The organism is Acidovorax sp. BLS4, assembly GCF_032929295.1.
Classification (GTDB): domain Bacteria; phylum Pseudomonadota; class Gammaproteobacteria; order Burkholderiales; family Burkholderiaceae_C; genus Paracidovorax.
The window spans coordinates 2805646-2818786 of the sequence record NZ_CP136797.1 but is presented as its reverse complement, the minus strand read 5'-3'; the positions used below and the strand labels follow the sequence as shown (position 1 = coordinate 2818786).

Below are 13141 nucleotides of genomic sequence, written 5' to 3'. Positions count from 1 at the left end.
CCCGCAAAGCGTTCGAGAATGGCGGGCTCCCCCTCTCCTGGATCGCGCATGTCCGGTTTCGCCCCGCTGCAGTTCATTTTGACGACCTTCCTGCCGCTGCTGGGCCTGGGGTTGACGGTGGCCCTGCTGGGCTACGGCGCCTATGCCCTGTGGGTCGATGTGCCGCAAAAGCTGGTGCTGTCGCGCCGGGCCCTGCTGGTGCTGTGCGGCGTGGCGCTGCTGTGCAACGCATGGCTGGGGCTGCGCCTGTACCTGTCGCACAGCGAGCGTCAGGAATGGAAGGACGGCGCCGTGCACCGCGCCAGCCGCGAGCGCTTCGCGCTGGCGCAGGATTTCCAGTACGGCGAGTTGCTGATTCCAGCCGGCAGCCTGGTCAACCGCCAGGACCCGTTCGACAAGGGCGAGCCGTCGCGCCCCGTGGCGCTGCATGGGCTGGAAGCGGTGCGGTTTTCGCAGCCGGTGCTGGTGGCCGGGGTGTGGGCCAGCGCGCTGCAGGTCAACCCGCTGCGCGTGGAGCTGGCGCAGGACCAGCGCATCGGCCCGCTCTACCGCTACGACGCGTCCAGCCAGGGCTGGGTGGCCAACAAGCTGGTGCCCGCGCTGGCCTGCAAGAAGGGCCAGATGGCCGTGTTCCAGGTGCCGCACATTCCCTACGACGTGCCGGCGGAGGTGGGCAAGCCGCCACCGGACGGCCCCGCCGCGCGCTTTCTGCCCAGCCAATGGCTGTTCCGCAACTGCGAGGCGGCGCCACCCATTGCCGTGCAGCCCGCAAACGGCGGCACCGCACCAGCCCAGTGATCGCAAAGCGCCGAAAAAGGCCGCCCCGACCCCTCAGCGGTTGAGCTGCGCCAGCCGCTGCGGCGTGCCCACATCGGTCCAGCGGCCGGTGTAGAGCGATGCGGTGACGCGGCCTGCGTCCATGGCCCGGCGCAGCAGCGGTGCCAGCGCGGCGCTGATCCCCGTCGGATTGCCGGCGGGCACATCGCACCAGGGCGCGCCGAACAACTCCGCCCGCAGCAGTGCGAGGGTGCTGTAGGTGTAGCGCGGCGCGGTGCTGTCGGCAGGCAGGTTCAGCGCCAAGCCGGCGTCCGACCGGCCGAAGTCCCCGCGCGGGTGGTGCTCCGGGTTGGGCACCAGCCACAGGTGGGCCAGCGCGGTGCTGGCGGCAAAGCGCTGCGCGGCATCGGCCGCGAACACGAAATCGGGCGCGAACACATCGCCCGCCGCCAGCCAGAAGACAGGCCCCAACTGCGGCAGCGCCCGCGCGATGCCGCCGGCGGTCTCCAGCGCACCACCGAAATCGCGGCCTTCGTGCGAGTATGAAATCGATAGCAGGCTGCCGGCGGATTCATTGCCCTGAAGGCCGAAATGACCTCCAAACCGCTCGCTGATCTGCTCGCCCAGCCACGCCGTGTTGATGACGGCGCGTGGCACGCCCGCCTGGGCCAGCGCACGCAGGTGCCACTCCAGCAGCGGCACGCCCTGCACCGCCAGCAGCGGCTTCGGGCACGCATCGGTCAGCGGGCGCATGCGCTCGCCGCGGCCGGCGGCCAGCACCATGGCGGGAATCTGCGCGCCTCCCTGGACCGGCAATGGGGTCTGCACGGCTGCGTTCATGCCGCAACGCCCTGGGCCACCGCACCGCGCTGCAGCGCATGCCGCTGCGCCCGTGCCGGTTCGAACAAGGCCAGCAGCGCGGCCATCAGCGACTCGGCCTTGGCCGAATGGTCGCCGCCGAAATTGCACACGTACACATCCAGCGTGACCGCACCCAGTTCGGGCCAGGTGTGCACGCAAAGGTGCGACTCGGCCAGCAGCAGCGTGGCCGTCACGCCGCCCGGCCCCTGCGCGGTGGCCGGGAAGGTGTGGAACAGCTGCCCCACGGCCTGCAGCCCGGCCGCCTGCACGGCGCCGGCGCAGGCGCGGCCCAGCGCGGCAGCATCGGTCAGCCAGTGCGGCGCGCAGCGGCATTGCTGGAGATCGGCGGTGAGGTGCAGGCCTTGCATGGGGCTGCACTGTAGTGCATCGGGCCCCGGGGACGGAGCCCCGGGAGCCGCCCCGGTAAAATGCCGGGTTTTCCCCCACCGCCCCCTTCCGGAGCCGCCCCTGATGGCCAATTCTCAACAAATGGCGAATGCGATCCGCGCACTCGCAATGGATGCAGTTCAACAGGCCAATTCCGGCCACCCCGGCGCCCCGATGGGCATGGCCGACATGGCCGTCGCGCTGTGGGGCCGCCATCTGCGGCACAACCCCGCCAACCCTCACTGGCTGGACCGCGACCGCTTCGTGCTGTCCAACGGCCACGGCTCCATGCTGCTGTACGCGCTGCTGCACCTCACGGGCTACGACCTGCCCATCCAGGAGCTGAAGAACTTCCGCCAGCTGCACAGCAAGACGGCCGGCCACCCCGAATACGGCATCACGCCCGGCGTCGAGACGACCACCGGCCCCCTGGGCCAGGGCATCACCAACGCCGTGGGCTTCGCGCTGGCCGAGAAGCTGCTCGCCAAGGAATTCAACCGCGACGGCCATGCCGTGGTGGACCACCACACCTACGTCTTCCTGGGCGATGGCTGCCTGATGGAAGGCATCAGCCAGGAAGCGCTGTCGCTGGCAGGCGCCTGGAAGCTCAACAAGCTGATCGCGCTGTATGACGACAACGGCATCAGCATCGACGGCCAGGTCGCTCCCTGGTTCGTGGACGACACCCCGGCCCGCCTGCGCGCCTGCGGCTGGAACGTGATCGGCCCCGTGGACGGCCACGACGTCGAGGCCGTGGCGGCCGCGGTGCAAAGCGCCAAGACCTCCACCGACAAGCCCACGCTCATCGTCTGCAAGACCGCCATCGGCAAGGGATCGCCCAACCGCGCGAACACCTCCAAGGCCCACGGCGAGCCCCTGGGCGCCGACGAGATCACGCTCACGCGCAACGCCATCGGCTGGAGCCACGTGCCCTTCGAGATCCCGGCCGAGGTCTATGCCGACTGGAGCGCCAAGGACACCGGCGCCCAGGCCGAAGCCGAATGGCAGCAGCGCTTCGACGCCTATGCCGCCGCCTTCCCCGAACTGGCCGCCGAATTCACCCGCCGCATGGCCGGCGACCTGCCCAAGCACTTCGCGCAGACCGCCGTGGACACCGTGGTCGGCATGCACACCAAGGGCGAAACCGTGGCCAGCCGCAAGGCCAGCCAGCTGGCCCTGGAAGCCTTCACCGCGCAACTGCCCGAGCTGCTGGGCGGCAGCGCCGACCTGACCGGCTCCAACCTCACCAACACCAAGAGCACGCCGGCCCTGCGCTTCGACGAACACGGCGACGTGCAGCAGGTGGAAGTGAACGTGGGCGCCGAGACGGTGCGCGTCGGCGGGCGCCACATCAACTACGGCGTGCGCGAATTCGGCATGGCCGCGATCATGAACGGCATCGCCCTGCACGGCGGCTTCATCCCCTACGGCGGCACCTTCCTCACGTTCAGCGACTACAGCCGCAACGCCATCCGCATGGCCGCGCTGATGAAGCTTCGCGTGGTGCACGTGTTCACCCACGACTCCATCGGCCTGGGCGAAGACGGCCCGACCCACCAGTCGATCGAGCACGCCGCCAGCCTGCGCCTCATCCCGAACCTGGACGTGTGGCGCCCGGGCGATACGACCGAAACCGCCGTCGCCTGGAGCGTGGCCCTGTCCAACCGCACCCAGCCCACGGCCCTGCTGCTGTCGCGCCAGAACATCGCCTATGCCCCCAAGCGCGACCTGGGCGACATCAGCCGCGGCGCGTACGTGCTGTCCGAGCCGGCCGACGTGGGCATCAAGAAGAAGGCCCAGGCCGTCATCATCGCCACGGGTTCGGAAGTGCAACTGGCGCTCAAGGCGCAGCAACTGCTGGCCACGCGCAAGATCGCCGTGCGCGTGGTGTCCATGCCCAGCACGACGACCTTCGACCGCGAAGACACCAAGTACAAGCAATCCGTGCTGCCCGCCGGCATCCCCCGCATCGCGGTGGAGATGGGCGTGACCGACGGCTGGTGGAAATACGGCTGCGCCGCCGTGGTCGGCATCGACACCTTCGGCGAATCGGCCCCGGCGCCGGTGCTGTTCAAGCACTTCGGCTTCACGGAAGAGAACGTGGCCGATACGGTGCAGGCGGTGCTGCGCAAACGTTGATCGATCCAACCCTGCGCGATGGGGGATTCTGCCGACCTGTTCCAGATTGGCAGAAAACTCCCGCCGCGCTTGAAAACATCAGGAACCACCTGCCGGAATGAAGAGCGCGTCCAGAGCTACCAAAATCATGGCTGCCGTTGCAGGTGGCCTGCTGCTTTGCGGCGCGGCTGGGCTTTTCATGGCGGGTGCATTGTTCGAGTCCAGCGGGGTGGATCGAGGTTCTTTCGTGTACCGCCTTGGCGCGCCCGAATACCTTCGATCGGTGGAGATTCTGGACGAATGCCAAAAACCGAGATACCGCTGGAAGGGCCGTGACGGCGAGAGCAGCCCTTATTCGTCAGTCACCTACGGCAGTCTGAAGAGCTCGGCTGATTTAGTGCAATCGTATCGAAGCGCTTTCGATAAAAAATCATGCAAAGTGAAAGACGAAATCCAGAGCGTGGGCAACAAAAATCATTTGGCGCTCGTTTGCGCGCAGCAGGATTTCTTATCGGTTGACCTATTCATCACCGACGCAGGCGGTTGCAAAGAAGTCACTCTCGATTTCCTGGAAAACTATTAATCCGCTGGAGACGAATGAGCAAGCGCGAAGATATTGTGGACGGGAGCGAAGCCGCGGCGAAAGCCTATGGCCTCGTATACACCTGCCATCTGGGCTGGCTGGATCTGGGCCATATGGATCCCAAATCCACCCGTGCGCACACGGGAGCTTCCGCGCTTTGGAAAGAAATCAACGCGGGAGGTCCGGATGTGCGGCACTGCATGGGCACCCTTCGGCAGATCTGCACGCTGCCGGCGCTTTCGAATGTCTATCCTGCGGCGAAATTTCCCGACCAGTCTTCCACTGGCTTCAAGCTGACGTACAAGCAGGACATGGGCAAGCGCGTGTTCGGCGCCAACCTGTCGACAGGCGTATCGCGGGAATACATCGTTCGCCACCACCTGTCCACCGACGAAAAGAAATCCGTGGCATTGGCGATCTTCATGGAAGTCAGCCTGGAATTCGAAAATTACCAGGAATACTTTCCCAAATTCATCACGGACAGCGGGTTCAGCCAGGAAGACCTGGTTTCCAACCTGATCGGCTTTCACATCGCGGTCGGCACCGTGACCAAATCGCAGGTGATCGCCATGGCCAAACCCGTCTCCAAAGCCACGGCTTTGGCCATCTGGGATCGCAACGGGGCCGTGGGCGCCAACAAGAACAGGGGCTTCAAGCCCATGCTCAGCCCGGACACCTCGGCGATGACCGACACGGCGTGCATCAACGAGTGCGGCGGCCTGACGCCCCGGGTGCCCGATTTTCTGAAAAGCATTCTCCCGGCGAGAAAGGGCGAGCTTTTCATGAACAACGTACTGGGTAGCTCTTGAGGTTCATTCAAGGGCTTTTTATCAATCTTTTCTTTTTACTGAGGATAGTTCCATGACGATCAAGATTGGCATCAATGGCTTCGGCCGCATCGGCCGCATGGTGTTCCGCGCCGCCGTGCAGAACTTCTCCGACATCGAGGTCGTCGGCATCAACGACCTGCTGGAGCCCGACTACCTGGCGTACATGCTCCAGTACGACTCGGTGCATGGCCGCTTCAAGGGCACCATCGCGGTGGAGGGGAACACCCTGGTCGTCAACGGCAAGAAGATCCGCCTCACGCAGGAACGCGACCCGGCGCAGCTCAAGTGGAACGAGGTCGGCGCGGACGTCGTGATCGAGGCCACGGGCCTGTTCCTGACCAAGGAAACGGCGCAAAAGCACATCGACGCGGGCGCGAAGAAGGTCATCCTGTCGGCACCGTCCAAGGACGACACGCCGATGTTCGTGCATGGCGTGAACTGCAATTCCTACGCCGGCCAGCCCATCATCTCCAACGCCTCGTGCACCACCAACTGCCTGGCCCCCGTGGCCAAGGTGCTGAACGACAAGTGGGGCATCAAGCGCGGCCTGATGACCACCGTGCACGCCGCCACCGCGACGCAAAAGACCGTGGACGGCCCGTCCAACAAGGACTGGCGCGGTGGCCGCGGCATCCTGGAAAACATCATCCCCAGTTCCACCGGCGCCGCCAAGGCCGTGGGCGTGGTGATCCCGGCGCTCAACAAGAAGCTGACCGGCATGTCGTTCCGCGTGCCCACCTCCGACGTGTCGGTGGTGGACCTGACCGTCGAGCTGGAAAAGCCCGCTACGTACGCCGAGATCTGCGCTGAAATGAAGTCGCAGTCGGAAGGCGCGCTCAAGGGCATTCTGGGCTACACCGAAGACAAGGTGGTGGCGACCGACTTCCGCGGCGAGAGCTGCACCAGCGTGTTCGATGCCGATGCCGGCATCGCCCTCGACGACACCTTCGTGAAGATCGTGTCCTGGTACGACAACGAATGGGGCTACTCCAACAAGTGCCTGGACATGGTGCGCGTGGTGTCTTCCCGCTGAGACAGCAGCGCCCGCTCGCCGGACCATCGGAACGCGCCTTCGGGCGCGTTTTTCTTTGGGCGAATGGTTTGTGCCGCCATTGGCCGCTTCGCCTCCGCCCATCGGCATGAATATGAATGGCATCCGCAGGAACGCGCTCGCAACCGTTGCTTTCGGATGCATTGCTCACGTTTCGTCGGACATTGCCCACGCGGCCTGCTGCGATGGGCCTACGCCGGGTGGCAGGCCCAGCCCGAACAATCGGAACCCTGTCGCCAGGGGCTCCCGTCACCGGGACCCGCCCCAAAGCGCCATTCCATCCCTGTCCGGAGAAAAACACCATGCCGACCTTCACCTTGATCCGAACTGCCACTGCCGTGCTGGCGCTGGGCGCGCTTGCCGCCTGCTCCTCCACACCCAAGCCCACCGAGCAGATGGCCGTGAGCCGCACTGCCGTGGACCGCGCGACCACCGCGCCCAAGGTGGCCGCCAACGCTCCCGTGGAACTGCAGAGCGCCCGTGACAAGTGGACCCAGGCCCAGCAGGCCCTGGACAGCAAGGATTACACGCGGGCGCGCCGCCTGGCCGCCGAAGCGGAAGCCGACGCCCGCGTGGCCGAGACGAAGGCCGAAGCCACGGACAACGCCGCTACGCTGCAGCAGGTCAAGACCAGCATCCAGTCGCTGCAGGACGAAATCACCCGCCGCGCGCCGCCCGTCCCCGGTGCCATGCCACCGCCCCCTCCCGCGCCAGTGCCCATGGCCGCCCCCATGCCAGCACCCATGCCCGGTGCCGTGCCTCCGGCCCGCTGAGGCACCGGGCCTTCGGGCCCGCCTCCCTGACCGGCCGCCGACACCCACGCGCCACCGCGGCGCGGCCGCCCACCCCCCGATTTGAAGGACACCACCATGCAGTCATCCAACCTCCGCCGAACCTCCACCCTGGCCGCTGCCCTGCTCGCCGCCGGCCTGCTGGCCGCCTGCGCGTCGCCCGGCCCGCTGCCGGCCGTGGAGCAGGCCCGCTCCGCCGTGAACCGCGCCGCCACCGATCCGGCTGTGAACCAATACGCCCAGCTTGAACTGAAGGCCGCCACCGACACGCTGGCCCGCGCCGACCATGTGCTGCGCGACGAGAAGGACGAGTCCGAAGCCAACCACCTGGCCTACCTGGCCACGCAGCGCGCCGCCATCGCCACGAACACGGCCCAGGCCCGCCGCCTGGACGCCGAGATCAAGCAGGCCGGCAGCGAGACCGACCGCCTGCGCCTGGAAGCGCGCACCCGCGAGGCCGAAGCCTCGGCCCGCAATGCGCAGGTCGCCCAGGCCCGTGCCATGACGGCCGAGCAGCTCGCCGCGCAGCAGCAGGCGCAAGCCCGCGCCGCGCAGGACCGCGTGCGCCAGCTCGAAGCGCAGCTGCGCGAGATCGAAGGCCAGCAGACCGAGCGCGGCCTGCTGGTCACGCTGGGCGATGTGCTGTTCGCCTTCAACAAGGCCGACCTGTCGGCCCAGGCCGGTCCGCGCCTGGACAAGCTGGCCAACTTCCTCAAGCAGTTCCCCGAGCGCAAGCTGCTGATCGAGGGCTACACCGACAGCGTGGGCTCGGACAGCTACAACCAGGAACTGTCGGAGCGCCGCGCCCAGGCCGTGCGTGACGCGCTGGTGCAGCGCGGCGTGGACACCAGCCGCATCACGGCACGCGGCTACGGCAAGTCCTACCCCGTGGCCGAGAACGGCTCGCCCGAAGGCCGCGCCATGAACCGCCGCGTCGAGATCGTGATCGCCGACGCACAGGGCAACCTCAAGGGCCGTTAAAGTCCAGCGACCCGCGGGCGGGACACCGCCCGCACCGACCGCCGCCGTTTCCCTGCATCTGCCGGGCACGGCGGCTTTCTTTCGTCTCCCACCCTTTCTGGATCCGATCCGCCATGCATCCTGACTTGCCCGATGCCGCACGCCATGTGCTGACCTTCTGGTTCGAGGAAACCACGCCCCAGCAATGGTTCGCCAAGGACGCAGCGTTCGACGCCGCCATCCGCGACCGCTTCGCCCGCCTGCACCACGAGGCGGCGCAAGCCGAGCTGTGGGACTGGCGCGCCACGCCGCAGGGCCGGCTGGCGGAGGTGATCGTGCTGGACCAGTTCTCCCGCAATCTGCACCGCGACAGCGCCCAGGCGTTCGCGCACGACGGCATGGCCCTGGTGCTCGCGCAGGAGGCGGTGGCGGCCCAGGCCGACGCCGCCTTGCCGACCGCGTGGCGCGCGTTTCTCTACATGCCGTTCATGCACAGCGAGTCCGCTGCGGTGCAGGCGCGATCGGTCGCGCTGTTCACGCAGCTCGGCAACGCCAACAACCTCGACTTCGCGGTGCGGCACCGGGACATCGTGGCGCGCTTCGGCCGCTTTCCGCACCGCAACGCCGTGCTGGGCCGCCCTTCGACGCCGCAGGAGACGGCCTTCCTGCAGGAGCCCGGCAGCGCGTTCTGAGGAGCTGTTGCGGGGCGCGCCTCAGCACCCCTCAACGGCCCTGCATTTCGGCGAAGCCCTTGGCGGCCTCCTGCACATCGGGCGGGAAGTCCGACATCTCCTGGATCTGCCGCACCTCGATGGTTTCGTTGCCCGACGCCGGGCAGCGCGAGGCCCAGGCGATCGCTTCCTCCCGGGAGGCCACCTCGATGATCCAGAACCCGCCCAGCACCTCGGCGACGCCGGGAAAGGGCCCGGGCTGCACCTGGGGGGCGCCGCCTTCTAAGGTGATGCGCACGCCCGCCGACGGCGGGTGCAGGCCTTCCAGCGACCGCAGCACGCCGGCGGCCTGCAGGCTTTCGTTGTAGGCCATCATGGCCGCGACGGCCTCGGCCTCGGGCACGGTGCCGGGCGCGGCGGATTCGTAGCCGTGGGGAATCATCAAGAGCATGAATCGCATAGCGGGGCCTCCGGGGCAGGGGTCAGGACTCGGTGGGGGGAATGGCGCCGGGCTCCATGAACATGACCTCCCACAGGTGCCCGTCCGGATCCTCGAAGCCGTGCTGGTACATGAAGCCGTGGTCCTGCGCCGCGCGCGGCGCCTTGCCGCCGGCGGCGACCGCCTGGCGCACGATCTCGTCCACGGCCGCCCGGCTGTCGCGCGACAGGCAGATCAACACCTCGGTGGTGCGGTGCGCGTCGCTCACGGGTTTGTCGGTGAAGGTCTGGAAGAACGGCTGCGTGAGCAGCATGGCGAAGCTGTGCTCGCCCACGATCATGCAGGTGGCCTTGTCGTCGGTGAACCGCGGGTCGAAGCGAAAACCCAGCGCGGTGAAGAACGCGACGGACCGGGGCAGGTCCTGGATGGGCAGGTTCACGAACATCTGGGTGGCCATGGACATCTCCAAAAAAGGACGGGGCTTGTGTACGCCGTTCAAAAACCTTAGCAGACACAATGGACAGCGTCCACATCGACAAACCCGCATGATCGAACCCGCCCCGCAGGCCCCGAACCTGCCCCCCAAAGCCACGCCGCAGCGCCAGACCTACCGCCACGGGGATTTGCGCCGCGCCCTGCTGGACGCGGGCGTGGCGCTGGCGCGCGAGGGCGGCCCGCAGGCCGTGGTGCTGCGCGAGGCCACGCGCCGGGCGGGCGTGGCGCCCAACGCGGCCTACCGCCACTTCGCCAATCGCCAGGACCTGCTGGAGGCCGTGCGCGCCGTCGCGCTGGCCCGCGTGGCGCGGGCCATGGAAGCCGAACTGGCCGCCATCCCCGCCGGCCTGGCGCCGCCCGATCAGGCCCGGCGCAGCCTGCGCGCGGTGGGCACCGGCTACCTGCGCTTCGCGCGCGAGGAGACGGGCCTGTTCCATGCCGCCTTCGCCGCTTCGGGCGACATCGGCCCCGAAACGCCGCACCATGCCGACAAGGGCGGCGCGGCCGGGCTCGACCCGTTCCAGCTGCTGGGCGCCGCGCTGGACCGCATGGTGGCGGCCGGCGTGCTGCCCGCCGAGCGGCGGCCCGGGGCGGAGTTCCTGGCCTGGTCGGCGGTGCACGGCCTGGCCCTGCTGGTGATCGACGGCCCCCTGGGCCGCGCGGTGGGGCCGCAGATGGACCGCGTGGCCCAGCGGCTCCTGGACATGGTGGAAAAAGGCCTGTGATCGGCAGGCCTTTCCAGCCTGCAGGGATCATGGCCCGATCGGCCTCCAGCGCATATGTTGCTAGGGCATAGTGCTATATTTTTAGTAGCACAGCAGATTTTCATTGCGGCCCGCCGCACATCACTGTAAATTCATACAGTGATTCTCGACGCCAAACTCGCCATCCTCGCCGACGCCGCCAAGTACGACGCCTCGTGCGCCTCCAGCGGCGCGGCGCCACGCAACTCCGTGGGTGGGCGCGGCATCGGCTCCACCGAGGGCTCGGGCATCTGCCACAGCTACGCGCCGGACGGGCGCTGCATCTCGCTGCTCAAGATCTTGCTCACCAACTTCTGCCTGTACGACTGCCTGTACTGCGTGAACCGCGTGAGCAGCAACGTGCAGCGCGCGCGGTTCACGGTGCAGGAGGTGGTGGACCTCACGCTCGACTTCTACCGGCGCAACTGCATCGAGGGGCTGTTCCTGTCCAGCGGCATCATCCAGAGCCCCGACTACACCATGGAGCTGGTGGTGGAGGTGGCCCGCGTGCTGCGCGAGGAGCACGACTTTCGCGGCTACATCCACCTCAAGACCATTCCCGATGCCTCGCCCGAGCTGATGCAGCGCGCCGGCCGCTACGCCGACCGCCTGAGCATCAACGTGGAGCTGCCCACACCGCAGGGCCTGGCGGCGTTGGCGCCCGAGAAGGACGGCGCTGCCATCCGCCGCTCGATGGCGCGCATGGCCGGGCACATCGCCGAAGCCAAGCAGGCCCGGCGCGAGCAGCAGGGCGCCGCGCAGGTCGTCTCGCTGCCTGGCCGCACGCGGCGGGCCGCCGCGCCGCATTTCGCCCCGGGGGGCCAGAGCACGCAGATGATCGTGGGCGCGGATGCGGCGGACGACCGCACCATCCTGGCCACGAGCGCGCAGCTGTACGGTGGCTTTCGCCTGCGGCGCGTGTACTACTCGGCCTTCAGCCCCATTCCGGACGCCTCGCGCGCGCTGCCGCTGGCCGCCCCGCCCATGGTGCGCGAGCACCGGCTGTACCAGGCCGACTGGCTGATGCGCTTTTACGGCTTCGCGCACGAGGAGATCGTGCCCGCGCGCCAGGGCGGCATGCTGTCGCTGGACATGGACCCCAAGCTCGCCTGGGCCATCGCGCACCCGGAGCGCTTCCCCGTCAACCTCAACACCGCCCCGCGCGAGATGCTGCTGCGCGTGCCCGGTCTGGGCGTGGGCTCGGTGGAGCGGCTGCTGGCCTCGCGCCGGGTGCGGCGCGTGCGGCATGCCGACCTGTCGCGCCTGCGGGTGCCGCTCAAGAAGGTGCTGCCGTTCGTCGAGACGGTGGACCATCGGCCGGGGCGCCTACTCGATTCGGTGCACCTGCAGGCGTTCTTCGCCACGCCGGCACGGCCGGTCCTGCTGGCGGGTGCGCCTGCCGCCCCCGCGCCGCCCGTGCAGGCCTCGTTGTTCGGCTGATGGACGACGCCACCACCACAACCACGGGTGCGGTCACCACCGTGACCCTGGGCCACGCCACCGACTGGGCGGGCTTTCGCGCGGCGGCGCGCACGCTGCTGCAAGGCGGCCACCCGCCGCAGCAGGTGCAATGGTTCACGGCCGCGGACGCGGCGGGCGACCTGTTCGCCGAGGGGCCCGGAGAGGCCGGCACGGCGGATGCCGCCGGCCCGCCGGCAACGGACAGCGCCCCGGGCGCATTCCTTTCGCCCGGTGCACCGCCGCCCGCCTCCCCGCTACGGGTGCCACGCGAGTTCCTGCAGCGGTGCGAGCGCGTGGTGCTGCACCGCGACCCCGGCCGCTTCGCGCTGATGTACCGGCTGCTGTGGCGGCTCGCGCACGAGCCGGGCCTGCGCCACGACCCGCTGGACCCCGACCGCCTGGGGCTGCAGCACCTGGACCGCGCCGTGAAGCGCGACATGCACAAGATGCGCGCCTTCGTGCGGTTCCGGCCCGTGCCCGAGCCCGACGGCGGCACGCTGCACATCGCCTGGTTCGAGCCGGACCACTGGATCACCGAGGCAAACGCGCCGTTCTTCGCGCGCCGCTTCACCCAGATGCGCTGGGCCATCCTCACGCCGGACGCCAGCGTGCGCTGGGACGGCCAGCGGCTGCACCGGGGCCCAGCGGCGCAGCGCAGCGACGCGCCGCCACCGGATGCGGGCGAGGCGCTGTGGCTCACCTACTACCGGAACATCTTCAACCCCGCGCGACTGAAGCTGGACATGATGCGCAAGGAGATGCCCACGCGCTACTGGAAGAACCTGCCCGAGGCCAAGCTGATCGGTGAACTCGCGCAGACGGCGCAGGCCCGCAGCACGCGCATGGTGGAGGCGCCCGGCACCGTGCCGCGCCGGCGCATCGCGGCAGGCCCCGGCCGCGCCGCCGCCAGGCCTGCGGAATAAAAAAGCCCCGCGAAAGCGGGGCCGTGGCGGTTCGATGCCCTGAGGGCCGGG

The 13141-nt window shown here is 68.6% G+C and carries 15 protein-coding genes; 11 read left to right on the top strand and 4 right to left on the bottom strand.

The window, feature by feature from the left end; translation table 11 throughout:
• Window positions 1-48: 48 nt before the first annotated feature.
• Window positions 49-798, top strand: a complete 750-nt coding sequence (locus R1Z03_RS13060; RefSeq protein WP_317351488.1) for a hypothetical protein — start codon at window positions 49-51, stop codon at window positions 796-798.
• 33 nt (window positions 799-831) lie between these two features.
• On the opposite strand, the gene R1Z03_RS13055 is transcribed toward R1Z03_RS13060, so the two are convergent.
• Complete coding sequence (locus R1Z03_RS13055) at window positions 832-1617, bottom strand: nucleotidyltransferase family protein (RefSeq protein ID WP_317351485.1); 786 nt, start codon at window positions 1615-1617, stop codon at window positions 832-834.
• Window positions 1614-2006 (bottom strand): adenosylmethionine decarboxylase, encoded by a 393-nt coding sequence (gene speD, locus R1Z03_RS13050; protein ID WP_284407352.1) that lies wholly within the window; start codon window positions 2004-2006, stop codon window positions 1614-1616. Before speD ends, R1Z03_RS13055 begins: the two co-directional genes overlap by 4 nt.
• Before the next feature lie 103 nt (window positions 2007-2109).
• Here speD and tkt point away from each other — a divergent pair, with 103 nt between their 5' ends.
• From tkt to R1Z03_RS13015, 7 genes are all read left to right on the top strand, one after another.
• Window positions 2110-4164 carry a transketolase gene (tkt, locus tag R1Z03_RS13045; RefSeq protein ID WP_317351478.1) on the top strand — a complete coding sequence of 685 codons (2055 nt, stop codon included), beginning with the start codon at window positions 2110-2112 and terminating at the stop codon, window positions 4162-4164.
• Window positions 4165-4261: 97 nt separating this feature from the next.
• Window positions 4262-4726, top strand: a complete 465-nt coding sequence (locus R1Z03_RS13040) for a hypothetical protein (protein WP_317351475.1) — start codon at window positions 4262-4264, stop codon at window positions 4724-4726.
• Window positions 4727-4740: 14 nt separating this feature from the next.
• Window positions 4741-5535 (top strand): hypothetical protein, encoded by a 795-nt coding sequence (locus R1Z03_RS13035; RefSeq protein WP_284431608.1) that lies wholly within the window; start codon window positions 4741-4743, stop codon window positions 5533-5535.
• A gap of 52 nt (window positions 5536-5587) precedes the next feature.
• Complete coding sequence (gene gap, locus R1Z03_RS13030) at window positions 5588-6589, top strand: type I glyceraldehyde-3-phosphate dehydrogenase (RefSeq protein ID WP_272550521.1); 1002 nt, start codon at window positions 5588-5590, stop codon at window positions 6587-6589.
• Between the two features lie 320 nt (window positions 6590-6909).
• Window positions 6910-7380: a DUF4398 domain-containing protein gene (locus R1Z03_RS13025; RefSeq protein WP_272566695.1), complete on the top strand. Its 471-nt coding sequence runs from the start codon at window positions 6910-6912 to the stop codon at window positions 7378-7380.
• 96 nt (window positions 7381-7476) lie between these two features.
• Window positions 7477-8379 carry an OmpA family protein gene (locus R1Z03_RS13020; protein ID WP_284401668.1) on the top strand — a complete coding sequence of 301 codons (903 nt, stop codon included), beginning with the start codon at window positions 7477-7479 and terminating at the stop codon, window positions 8377-8379.
• 113 nt (window positions 8380-8492) lie between these two features.
• Entirely contained in the window at window positions 8493-9050 is a 558-nt protein-coding gene (locus tag R1Z03_RS13015) for a DUF924 family protein (RefSeq protein ID WP_317351458.1), read from the top strand.
• Window positions 9051-9081: 31 nt separating this feature from the next.
• Here the strand turns inward: R1Z03_RS13015 and R1Z03_RS13010 are convergent, their stop codons facing one another.
• A complete protein-coding gene (locus R1Z03_RS13010; protein WP_317351455.1) occupies window positions 9082-9489 on the bottom strand; it encodes a YciI family protein in 408 nt (135 codons plus the stop codon).
• Window positions 9490-9511: 22 nt separating this feature from the next.
• On the bottom strand, window positions 9512-9925 hold the full coding sequence (locus R1Z03_RS13005; protein ID WP_317351452.1) for a VOC family protein: 414 nt from the start codon (window positions 9923-9925) through the stop codon (window positions 9512-9514).
• 88 nt (window positions 9926-10013) lie between these two features.
• Between R1Z03_RS13005 and R1Z03_RS13000 the strand changes: the two genes are divergently transcribed.
• The 3 genes from R1Z03_RS13000 (at window position 10014) to R1Z03_RS12990 (ending at window position 13090) form a co-directional block, all read left to right on the top strand.
• Window positions 10014-10688 (top strand): TetR/AcrR family transcriptional regulator, encoded by a 675-nt coding sequence (locus R1Z03_RS13000; protein WP_317351449.1) that lies wholly within the window; start codon window positions 10014-10016, stop codon window positions 10686-10688.
• A 138-nt stretch (window positions 10689-10826) separates the two neighbouring features.
• Entirely contained in the window at window positions 10827-12146 is a 1320-nt protein-coding gene (locus R1Z03_RS12995; protein ID WP_317351446.1) for a putative DNA modification/repair radical SAM protein, read from the top strand.
• Window positions 12146-13090 carry a TIGR03915 family putative DNA repair protein gene (locus tag R1Z03_RS12990; RefSeq protein WP_317351443.1) on the top strand — a complete coding sequence of 315 codons (945 nt, stop codon included), beginning with the start codon at window positions 12146-12148 and terminating at the stop codon, window positions 13088-13090. The genes R1Z03_RS12995 and R1Z03_RS12990 overlap by 1 nt, the downstream gene beginning before the upstream one ends.
• The last annotated feature ends 51 nt before the right edge of the window (window positions 13091-13141 follow it).

Coding starts and splice junctions, on each gene's coding strand:
- R1Z03_RS13060 (WP_317351488.1), top strand. CDS start 49: ATGTCCGGTTTCGCCCCGCTGCAGTTCATTTTGACGACCTTCCTGCCG.
- R1Z03_RS13055 (WP_317351485.1), bottom strand. CDS start 1,617: ATGAACGCAGCCGTGCAGACCCCATTGCCGGTCCAGGGAGGCGCGCAG.
- speD (WP_284407352.1), bottom strand. CDS start 2,006: ATGCAAGGCCTGCACCTCACCGCCGATCTCCAGCAATGCCGCTGCGCG.
- tkt (WP_317351478.1), top strand. CDS start 2,110: ATGGCCAATTCTCAACAAATGGCGAATGCGATCCGCGCACTCGCAATG.
- R1Z03_RS13040 (WP_317351475.1), top strand. CDS start 4,262: ATGAAGAGCGCGTCCAGAGCTACCAAAATCATGGCTGCCGTTGCAGGT.
- R1Z03_RS13035 (WP_284431608.1), top strand. CDS start 4,741: ATGAGCAAGCGCGAAGATATTGTGGACGGGAGCGAAGCCGCGGCGAAA.
- gap (WP_272550521.1), top strand. CDS start 5,588: ATGACGATCAAGATTGGCATCAATGGCTTCGGCCGCATCGGCCGCATG.
- R1Z03_RS13025 (WP_272566695.1), top strand. CDS start 6,910: ATGCCGACCTTCACCTTGATCCGAACTGCCACTGCCGTGCTGGCGCTG.
- R1Z03_RS13020 (WP_284401668.1), top strand. CDS start 7,477: ATGCAGTCATCCAACCTCCGCCGAACCTCCACCCTGGCCGCTGCCCTG.
- R1Z03_RS13015 (WP_317351458.1), top strand. CDS start 8,493: ATGCATCCTGACTTGCCCGATGCCGCACGCCATGTGCTGACCTTCTGG.
- R1Z03_RS13010 (WP_317351455.1), bottom strand. CDS start 9,489: ATGCGATTCATGCTCTTGATGATTCCCCACGGCTACGAATCCGCCGCG.
- R1Z03_RS13005 (WP_317351452.1), bottom strand. CDS start 9,925: ATGGCCACCCAGATGTTCGTGAACCTGCCCATCCAGGACCTGCCCCGG.
- R1Z03_RS13000 (WP_317351449.1), top strand. CDS start 10,014: ATGATCGAACCCGCCCCGCAGGCCCCGAACCTGCCCCCCAAAGCCACG.
- R1Z03_RS12990 (WP_317351443.1), top strand. CDS start 12,146: ATGGACGACGCCACCACCACAACCACGGGTGCGGTCACCACCGTGACC.